The sequence below is a fragment of the Mesorhizobium sp. M1163 genome (genome assembly GCF_040318415.1).
GTDB lineage: Bacteria > Pseudomonadota > Alphaproteobacteria > Rhizobiales > Rhizobiaceae > Mesorhizobium.
In genome coordinates this window covers 200363-209814 of sequence record NZ_JAMYMF010000006.1, presented here as the reverse complement: position 1 = coordinate 209814, position 9452 = coordinate 200363, and the positions used below count along the sequence as shown (strand labels likewise).

The window sequence follows — 9452 nt, the reverse complement described above, 5'->3', positions numbered from 1 at the left end:
TGATACTTCGACGAGCTCCTTGCGGTGGCGCCACTCGCTCCCGCCCGCCCCCCCCCCCCCCCCCCCCGCGCCCCCCCCCCCCCCCCCCCCCCCCCCCCCCCCCCCCCCCCCCCCCGGTTCTCATTCGTCAGAAATCGGCAGGTTTAGTTTAGCTCGCCACGCTGGCCTGCGGCGCCGAGCGCTCGATCAGCATTTGCCGGACGGTCGACATCGAGGCACTCAGTTCGCTGATGGCGTCATCGATCAACGCCCGCTGCTTCTGCAGGCGGGCAAGCTGCTTCTCCGACTTGTCGAGCGCCAACCGCAACTGCTTGGTGTTGGAGCCGTTCGGATCGTAGAGGTCCATCATCTGCTTGACGTCACGCAGCGAGAACCCGACCTTGCGGCCGAGCAAGATCAGTTTCAGCCGGGCCCTGTCGCGGCGTGTATAGAGACGGGTTGAGCCGTCACGCTGCGGGTTGAGTAGACCCTTGTCCTCATAGAAACGCAGCGTGCGCAGCGTCACTCCGTATTTCTTGGCCATTTCGCCGATGCGGACAAGCTCTTCACCGGCTTCGCTCGACATATCGTTGGTATTGGCCGCGGCTTGGCCGGGCGAAATAAGTTTCATGGTCACTGGCTTTCCCCGTCTGGTGGCGTCGCGGTCGCGGACCTTGCGTCGCCTGAGTGAAAGCGGGGGCGTGCTTCCACTCGTGGTTTCAACAAACAAATCGCAAACGGCGTAATCCGCTCGTTTACGTTTACGTCAATGCTATATCGATAGCCGCCTTACGACGCAAGAGCGTTCTGGGCTTGGAACTTTATGCCGCAGCGCCGGTGGATAACCTAAAAGTCCTGGCCGATTTCGGGAGCGATCATGCGGCTGATCAAAATTCTACAGCGTCTTTTGTGTGTCCAAAAAAACACCCGGCGCCGTCCGCAGCCAGTCGACAAAGTTGCAACTTCTTAAGCTTGGTTAACGCGTTGTTTACCACGTTGGGGCGAAATGTGCGCATGTCGGTTACCCGTGTTTATCCTGTATTGAATTTTTCACGGTTTTTCGGAGCGCGGGTAAGACCCGGGAAGCTCGTCTTCCACTGCAACAAGCCAAGCAGTCGCGTTCGTCCCGGCAGGACTTTGGGAACCTGGTGAAAGCCAGCAATTCTGAAACGGGCGCATTGATGAACAGCAAGCGGTCCTACCTCGATACACTCAACGCCGGCAGGCAGCGCAGGCCGCACACGACGCTTGAAGAGCTCAACCGTTCCCTGGAAACGCTGGAGCAGCGACTGGAGCGGACGCGCGAGGAGACTGCAAGCCATCCCGGTCCACGCCGACCAGCGGCAGAACCGCGCTATCCTAGTGCCCAACCCTATGGCCAGCAGCGCCGGTACGAGGACCCACGCGACGCGCAGCGGCCGAAAGGTCCAGCGGCGGCCGTCGACCAGAACTACCAGGCGATCGCCCGCGATATTGACCGGGTGCGCGGCCAGGAGGACGGCGTCGCCCTAGCCGGCAAGATCGCTGGCGAATTGCGCGGCCTGCGCGAAGAGCTTCGCCAGCAGATGACCTCCGGCCTGCAACGCGAGTTCGACGCACTGCGCAAGAATATCGAGCGAGCCTACCAGTCAAATGGCGGCGGCAAGGGCAGCGCCGAACTCGGCGTCGAATTCGAGCGGCTTTCCGGCGCCATCCAGACGCTGGCCGAAAAAAGCGACGACAGAAGCGTCAATATGTTGCGGCTCGAGCTTGAGCAGGTCAAGGCAGCTCTCGATGCGCTGGCGCGCGAGGAGAGCGTGCAGGCAGTGGGCCGCCGCTGGGACGATTTCGACCGCCGCTGGAGCGCCTTCGAGGACCGCGTCGACGCCGATCAGCGCAAGCGCTCCGACGCGCCCGGCCTGTCGGCGCTGACCGAGCGGCTCGAACAGATCAGCAATGCCGTCAGCAATCTGCCGGAATCGCTGTCGCTGCGCTCGCTGGAGGAAAAGGTCCGCATGCTTGCCGGAGCGGTCGACCATTTCGCCCGCCAGCAGGACAATCGCGGCAGCGACACATTCAGTCAGATCGACGAGCGGCTCGACGAGATTTCCCGCGCGATCGTCGCCTCGACGGTTGCCGCGCAAGCCAATTCGTTCGACCCCGAGCCCTTCGAACGCATCGAGAAGCGGATCGATTCACTGGCCCAGCAAATCGAAGAAGTGTCGCAGGATCGTCCGGGCCGGGAGGTCATCGACCGTCTCAACACATTGTCGAGCCGCGTGGATGAGCTGGCCGGCCGAGCCAATCTGCCGGAACAAGCTATGGAGCGCCTTGCCAGGCAAGTCGCGCTTATCGCCGACAAGATCGACCATGCACCTGCCATGCCCGACGCCGACTACATCTTCCAGGGGCTCGAGCAGCGCTTCGATGTGCTGTCCAGCATGATGGAACGTCGCCAGGGCGACGCCATCGAACAAGGCAACATGCTGTTTCGCGACCTTGAGCGCCGGTTGGACGAAGTCGCCGACAGGCTGGATCAGCGCATGCCGCAGGTCGACAGCGCCGGCATCATGGATGCCATCGACGCCCGCTTCACCGCGCTGGCCAAGCGGATGGAGACGCGCGTTCCAGATCCCGCCAGCGAGGCGGCGATCCGTGGCCTGGAGAGCCGGCTCGAAGACATTTCAAGCCGGCTGGATTCGTCCGCGGCACAGGTCGCCAGCATCGACCCGGCGTTGATCCGCAGCCTCGAAGCGCAGGTCGCGGGCCTGACGGCGCATCTTTCCAAGCCCGGCACGCCGCTGCCGGAATTCGACGACATCAGCCCGCGCCTCAACGAGATCGAGAAGTCGCTGGCCGGAACCCGCGATTCCATCCTCGGCGCGGCGCGCGAGGCGGCCGAGAGCGCCGTCCGCTCGCTGGCCGGATCAAGCGCCAACACGGCGGCCGTTACCGGCCTCGCCCAGGACCTGAAGACGCTCGAGGCGCTGACGCGCCGTTCGGACGAGCGCAATTCAAGGACGTTCGAGGCTATCCACGACACGCTGCTCAAGATTGTTGACAGGCTAGGTTCACTGGAGACCGGCGAACCGGCAAGCGCAGAGTTGAGCAAACGCTTCGGCCGGGCATCCAAGATCTCGGTGCAGGACGCACCGTCGATGGACATCGACCAGCCGCTGCCGTTAACGGGCAACATGGCCGATCTCGACGGCCGCGCCGCGGCGCTCGTGCGCGACGAGCCAGGTCCGCGTACCCCGGCCGAGGCGGCCGCGGCAGCCGCCCTGGCGGCCCTCGGTTCAGACACGACGCATGAAAAAACCGAGCAGGGCGGCGGCAGGAAATCGATGTTAGGCGGGCTGGCACGCGCCTTGAAGGGCAAGAAGGAGGCCGAGATGCCGCCGCTTGCCGGCTCGGCGTCGAGCGTCGAAATACCGAGCGTCGATCTCGACGAGCCGCTCGACCCCAAGGTCGCCAATCGGCCATTGGAACCCGGCTCCGGCGCCCCCGACCTCAGCGCCATCATGAAACGTGTGCGCGAGGAGCGCGGGCAGCCGGCCCGCGAAGGCGGCGCCGAAGCGGCGAAATCGGACTTCATCGCGGCAGCCAGACGGGCTGCGCAAGCGGCGGCCGCCGAGGCGGACGCCCTTAAGCGCCAGTCGACGATGAAAGGCCCGGTCAAGGCGCTCAGGATAGGCGACCTGCTCAAGGCGCGGCGCAAGCCGATCCTGATGGGGGCAATTGCCATCATGCTGGCGCTTGCCGGCCTGCAACTGGGCAAAGCCTTCTTCTCCGATCCGGTCGAAGTCGCCAACAATGACGCGGCGCCGGCTGTGGCCGCACAGCCGGTGGAGACTGCATTGGCCAGCGTTGCCAGCGAACCGAAGGCGGACGCGCAGACGGCAGCGCAGGATAGCGCGCCGTCCTCCATCGTCAGGCAGGCAGAGCCGTCCGCAGCGACGACCAAGGACGACACGGCGGCGCAAACCGGCCCCGCCACACCGGCAACCGAGGCATCGACAGCCCTCGCGGCAGCCCCTGACATGGCGGCGCCAGACGCCACGGCCGCAGTGCCCGCACCGGCAGCGGCGACGGCCAGCGACGCCGAGCCAATGGCTGCCGCGCCTGCTACCACCACAGCTGCGACGCAGGACACGACGGGCACGGTGCCGCCGGCAGATGCTGCCGCGGCAAGCGTTGCCAAGATCGAGGTTCCGGCCGGTGTTGGTCCGGCCGCCCTGCGCGATGCAGCGGCCGGCGGCGACGCCAAGGCACTGTTCGAGATCGGCTCGCGCTACGCCGAGTCGCGCGGCGTCAAGGAAGACATGGCAGCGGCGGCCAAATGGTACGAGAAAGCTGCCGATCTCGGTTTCGCACCGGCAGAATACCGCATCGGCAATTTCTACGAGAAGGGCATCGGCGTCGCACGCGACATCAAAAAAGCGAAGACCTGGTACCAGCTTGCCGCAGAGCAGGGCAACGCCAGCGCCATGCACAATCTGGCCGTGCTGTTTGCGATGGCGGCGGATGGCGTGACCGACAATGAATCGGCAGCGCGCTGGTTCCAGGCGGCGGCGGACCTCGGCGTCAAGGACAGCCAGTTCAATCTCGGCATCCTTGCGGCGAAGGGCGTCGGCATGAAGCAGAACCTCGAGGAGAGCTACAAATGGTTCGCGCTCGTCGCCAAGACCGGCGACAAGGATGCGGCGGCCAAGCGCGACGAGATCGCCAAAGCCCTGAGACCCGAGCAGATGGAGCGTACGCGTGCCGCGGCCGAGCTGTGGAAGGCCAAGCCGCTCGATCCAGCCGCCAATTCGGCCGACATTCCTGAATCGTGGCAGGACGGCACACCGCAGACGACGGCCGGCATCGACATGAAGAAAGCGGTCCAGAACATCCAGCGCATCCTCAACAAGAACGGCTACGAGGCCGGCAATCCCGACGGCATGATGGGCCGGAAAACCAAGAACGCGATCATGGCCTTCCAGACCGACAACGACATGAAGGCAACCGGCGCGATCGACGAAAAGCTGGTCAAGGCGTTGCTCGCGCGCAAATAACGGCGGATGCGTCGTTTCCGCGACGCCCTTGCCACAGATTTGCCTGTTAACTGATTGAGTTGTTTTTTGTTTCGGCGGTGCGACGAAGTTTGACTTCACCGCCCGGCCGGCGCAAGAACGAGATAGCCTTCTGACGCAAAATGCCCGCAACGGTTGCATTCGCCAGGAGGCAAACTGATCGAGACTGACGGGTGGGCATCTATCTCCCGATCGCGGAAATTTCCGTTAACGTCTTCGTGCTGCTGGCCATGGGCGCAGCGGTGGGTTTCCTGTCGGGCATGTTCGGCGTGGGCGGCGGCTTTCTCATCACGCCGCTGCTGATCTTCTACAACATACCGCCCGCGATTGCGGTCGCCACCGGCGCCAACCAGGTCATCGCTTCCTCCTTCTCCGGCGCCCTGTCGCACATGAAGCGCGGCACGCTCGACTTCAAGCTCGGCGGCGTGCTTTTGGCCGGCGGCATCGTCGGCTCGACCGGCGGCATCTATGTCTTTGCGTTCCTGCGCCGACTCGGCCAGCTCGATCTGTTCATCTCGCTGCTCTACGTCGTGCTGCTCGGCACTGTCGGCGGGCTGATGCTGGTCGAGAGTATCAATGCGCTGCGCGTCACCCGCAGCGGCGCCGCACCGGTGTTGAAGAAATCCGGCCAGCACAACTGGATCCACCGCCTGCCGCTGAAGATGCGGTTCAGGGCCTCGAAGCTCTTCGTCAGCGTCATTCCGGTGCTTGGGCTGGGCGCGGCGATTGGCTTCCTATCGTCGATCATGGGCGTCGGCGGCGGCTTCATCATGGTGCCGGCCCTGATCTACCTTTTGAAAGTGCCGACCAACGTCGTCATCGGCACCTCGCTGTTCCAGATCATCTTCACCTCGGCTTACACCACGCTGGTCCACGCCACCACCAACCAGACGGTCGACGTCATGCTCGCCTTCCTGTTGATGGCAGGCGGCGTCGCCGGCGCACAATATGGCGCCAAGGCCGGTCAGAGGCTGCGGGGCGAACAACTCAGGGCGCTGCTGGCGCTGCTTGTGCTGGCGGTCGCCATCCGGCTCGCCATCGATCTTTTCGTCACGCCTCCCAATCTCTATTCGCTGTCCGGCGTGGGCCTGAGCTGATGGCTGGCTTGAGGACGCTCGCGGCCGCCGCCTTGCTGTCGCTGCTGGCCGCGGCGTCAGCGGCCAAGGCACAGACGCCACTAACCGAAAACATCCAGATCGGCCTTTCCACCGACAATGTCTCGATTACCGCCGGCTTTTCCGGCGCCGACCTGACTATCTTCGGATCGCTGGAAAATGCCGATCCGCTTGTCGCACGGCAAGGGCGCTACGACGTGATCGTTGTGCTGGAAGGCCCGGCCCGACCGGTCGTCGTGCGCCGCAAGGACCGGGTGCTCGGCGTCTGGGTCAATCTGGAGTCGGAGACCTTCGAAAACGTACCTGTCTCCTATTCGGTGGCGACGACGCGGCCGCTGCAGGACGTCACCGATCCGAACAGCTACAAGCAGCTGTCGCTTGGCGCCTCCAACCTCTATTTGCAGCCGGCCGACGCCGAGGACAGCCCGGCGACAATCGAGGAGTTCACCGCCGCGCTGCGCGAGCGCAAGGCGGCAACAGGCCTCTACAGCGAGAATGTCGGCGGTGTGCAGTTCCTGTCGCAGAACCTGTTCCGCGCCACCGTCAGGCTCGCTCCCAACGTTCCGGTCGGCACCCACAAGGCGCGCGCCTTCCTGTTCAAGAGCGGCCTGTTCATCAAGGAAAGCTCCGCCCAGCTCGAAATCCGCAAGTCCGGTTTCGAACAGTCGATCTTCCGCGTCGCCCACGACTACTCCTTCCTCTACGGTGTCTTTGCCGTATCGCTGGCCATGCTGACAGGCTGGCTCGGAAGACTTGTCTTCAGGAAAGACTGAACTCTCGTAAAAGTGGTTTCCCTTTCCGAGGGTATGGGCTAGACCGCGATCCCCGGTCCGACCGGGCACGAGCTGCTGCTCCCCAAATCAGAATATAGGAACGCACGATGCGACCAGCATTTGCCGGTATCGACTTCGGCACTTCGAATTCCACCGTGAGCGTGGTCAGGAACGGGCAGCCGCGGCTGGTGGCCTTGGAAGACGGCCAAGTCACTCTGCCCAGTGCGGTGTTCTTCAATTTCGAGGACAACCGCACCTATTTCGGGCGACGCGCCATCGCCAACTATACGGACAGTATCGAAGGCCGCCTGATGCGCTCGCTGAAGAGCGTTCTCGGCAGCTCGCTCGCTCACGAAAAGACGCGCATCAAGGCGCGCTCGATCGGCTTCATGGAAATTGTCGGCCTATTTGTCGGCCACCTGAAAAAGAAGCTCGAAGAAAACGCCCTCGACACAGTCGAAAGCGTCGTGCTCGGACGGCCGGTACAGTTCGTCGACGACGATGTCGAGGCCGACGCCAAGGCGGAGCAAGAACTCGAAAACGCCGCTCGCGCTCAGGGTTTCAAGCACATCGCGTTCCAATTCGAGCCGATCGCGGCGGCACTCGACTACGAACAGAAGGTGACGCGCGAGGAACTGGCGCTGATCATCGACATGGGCGGCGGCACGTCCGATTTCTCGATTGTGCGGGTCTCGCCCGAGCGCGCCCGCTCGCTCGACCGCAAAGACGATATCCTGGCCAGCCGCGGCATCCACATCGGCGGCACCGACTTCGATCGGCTGCTGAGCATCGCCCATGTGATGCCTCAGCTCGGCTATCTGACGTCAACCAAGGACGGCAAGCGCAATCTGCCGGCGAGCTACTTCATCGACCTGGCAACATGGCAGCGCATCAACCTGGTCTACACCGCAAGGGCGATGACGCATCTGCGCCAGATCCGCTACGAGGCGGAGCGCGCAGACCTGGTCGAGCGCTTCATCCATATCGTCGAGCATCGTTACGGCCACGCGCTGGCGGCGCTGGTCGAAAGGGCCAAGATCGAGCTGACGGACCGATCGTCGGCCGATATCGAGGTCGCGCTACCGGAGGTGAGGTTCACGGCAGAGATCACGCGCGAAGGTCTCGAAGCCACTATCGCTCGGGATATTGAGCGCGTTGCAGGTACCGTCAAGCAGACCGTCCGCGACGCGCAGGTGAAGCCCTCCGACATCACGGCGGTGTTCCTGACCGGCGGATCGACCGCGATCCCGCTGGCCAGGCAGCAGATCCTGGCTCTGGTGCCGCAGGCGTCGGTTATCGAAGGCGATGTGTTCGGCTCAGTCGGGCTCGGGCTGGCGCTCGACGCACAGCGGAAGTTCGCCTGATCGGCTTAAAGCGGCGCGGCTCTCTCAGCTTTGCCGCCGAGATGCGCCTTGAGCCCCATCTGGGCCAGGCTTGGCTGCCGGTCGCGATGCGTGATCATGGCAAATTCGCGCTTCGGCAGATCGATCGGCACGGAACGCAGACTGCCTTCGGCGACCGCGCGCGCGACGACGAGTTCCGAAATGATGGTGGCGCCGGCGCCGGCCTCGACCGCCTGGCGAATAGCCTCATTGCTCGGCAATACCAGGAATATCTGTAGGTCCGCGAACGAAATCCCGTCGCGTCGGGCAAGGTCCTCCAGCGCCTCGCGCGTGCCCGACCCGCCTTCGCGAATGATCCAGCGAAGCCCGCCAAGGTCGGGATGTCCAGGCGAAACTTCCGCGATCTCAGGGTGCGAGCGCGCCACGACCAGCATCATGCGATCTATATCGACCTTGGCACGCCGCAAAATGTCGGATTCGGTGCGCCCCTCGACCAGGCCGAAATCGGCTGCGCCATCAAGTACATTGGTCTCGACCTGCCTGGTGTTGCCAATGCTCACGCTCAGCCGGACGGCAGGATAGGCTTCGTGGAAAGAAGCGAGCCGGCGCGGCAGCCAATAACTGGCGATGGTCTGGCTGGCAGCGATCGAGAGACTGCCTGATATCGTCTGCGAGACATGCTCCAGCACATTGTGGGCGGCCGCAGCCCGCTCGAGAACCGCCTTGGCCTCCGGCAAGAATCGGCGTCCGGTCTCGGCGAGCTCGATATTGCGGCCCACTCGGTTGAACAACTGGACGCCGTGTTGCTGTTCGAGCGAGCGGATGGCGGCGGACGCGGCCGACTGTGAAATGCCTAACAACTCGGCCGCTTTGGTCATGTGCGCCCGTTCGGCGACGGCGACGAAGATCCGCAATTGGTCCAGAGTCATGCCAGCATTAAGAAGCAACTCCTATTGGAATTACAAGAACAAGTTGTTAGACAGATCGATTGCTTTGTTCTAAATTTTGGCCCGAAATCGGAAAAAAGTCGCGCCAGGACAGTCGAGGGTAGAAATTTGGTGAGGCTGTTCAAATCCGTGTTCACGCACTGGTCCCGCAGCCTGCGGTGGCGGTTCGTCGGTGAACGCTATCGTCCGGAACAGCATTACATGCGCGGCCCAGGCCCGAAGACGAGAGCCAAGGCCGCGG

General features: G+C 63.6%; 6 protein-coding genes. 4 read left to right on the top strand and 2 right to left on the bottom strand.

Annotated features, from left to right (window positions below):
- Positions 1-148 precede the first annotated feature (148 nt).
- Positions 149-610, bottom strand: a complete 462-nt coding sequence (locus NKH43_RS08645) for a MerR family transcriptional regulator (RefSeq protein WP_023719513.1) — start codon at positions 608-610, stop codon at positions 149-151.
- 550 nt (positions 611-1160) lie between these two features.
- On the opposite strand from NKH43_RS08645, the gene NKH43_RS08640 reads away from it, so the two are divergent.
- From NKH43_RS08640 to NKH43_RS08625, 4 genes are all read left to right on the top strand, one after another.
- Positions 1161-5015, top strand: a complete 3855-nt coding sequence (locus tag NKH43_RS08640) for a peptidoglycan-binding protein (protein WP_352857491.1) — start codon at positions 1161-1163, stop codon at positions 5013-5015.
- A 191-nt stretch (positions 5016-5206) separates the two neighbouring features.
- Positions 5207-6130: a sulfite exporter TauE/SafE family protein gene (locus tag NKH43_RS08635; protein ID WP_023719515.1), complete on the top strand. Its 924-nt coding sequence runs from the start codon at positions 5207-5209 to the stop codon at positions 6128-6130.
- On the top strand, positions 6130-6921 hold the full coding sequence (locus tag NKH43_RS08630) for a TIGR02186 family protein (protein WP_023719516.1): 792 nt from the start codon (positions 6130-6132) through the stop codon (positions 6919-6921). The genes NKH43_RS08635 and NKH43_RS08630 overlap by 1 nt, the downstream gene beginning before the upstream one ends.
- Positions 6922-7028: 107 nt before the next feature.
- A complete protein-coding gene (locus tag NKH43_RS08625) occupies positions 7029-8285 on the top strand; it encodes an Hsp70 family protein (protein ID WP_352857490.1) in 1257 nt (418 codons plus the stop codon).
- Positions 8286-8290: 5 nt separating this feature from the next.
- Here the strand turns inward: NKH43_RS08625 and NKH43_RS08620 are convergent, their stop codons facing one another.
- Positions 8291-9193, bottom strand: a complete 903-nt coding sequence (locus NKH43_RS08620) for a LysR substrate-binding domain-containing protein (protein ID WP_352857488.1) — start codon at positions 9191-9193, stop codon at positions 8291-8293.
- Positions 9194-9452 lie beyond the last annotated feature (259 nt).

Excerpts from the sequence above, each read along its gene's own strand:
- NKH43_RS08620 (WP_352857488.1), bottom strand. The coding sequence starts at position 9,193 with ATGACTCTGGACCAATTGCGGATCTTCGTCGCCGTCGCCGAACGGGCG.
- NKH43_RS08630 (WP_023719516.1), top strand. The coding sequence starts at position 6,130 with ATGGCTGGCTTGAGGACGCTCGCGGCCGCCGCCTTGCTGTCGCTGCTG.
- NKH43_RS08645 (WP_023719513.1), bottom strand. The coding sequence starts at position 610 with ATGAAACTTATTTCGCCCGGCCAAGCCGCGGCCAATACCAACGATATG.
- NKH43_RS08640 (WP_352857491.1), top strand. The coding sequence starts at position 1,161 with ATGAACAGCAAGCGGTCCTACCTCGATACACTCAACGCCGGCAGGCAG.
- NKH43_RS08625 (WP_352857490.1), top strand. The coding sequence starts at position 7,029 with ATGCGACCAGCATTTGCCGGTATCGACTTCGGCACTTCGAATTCCACC.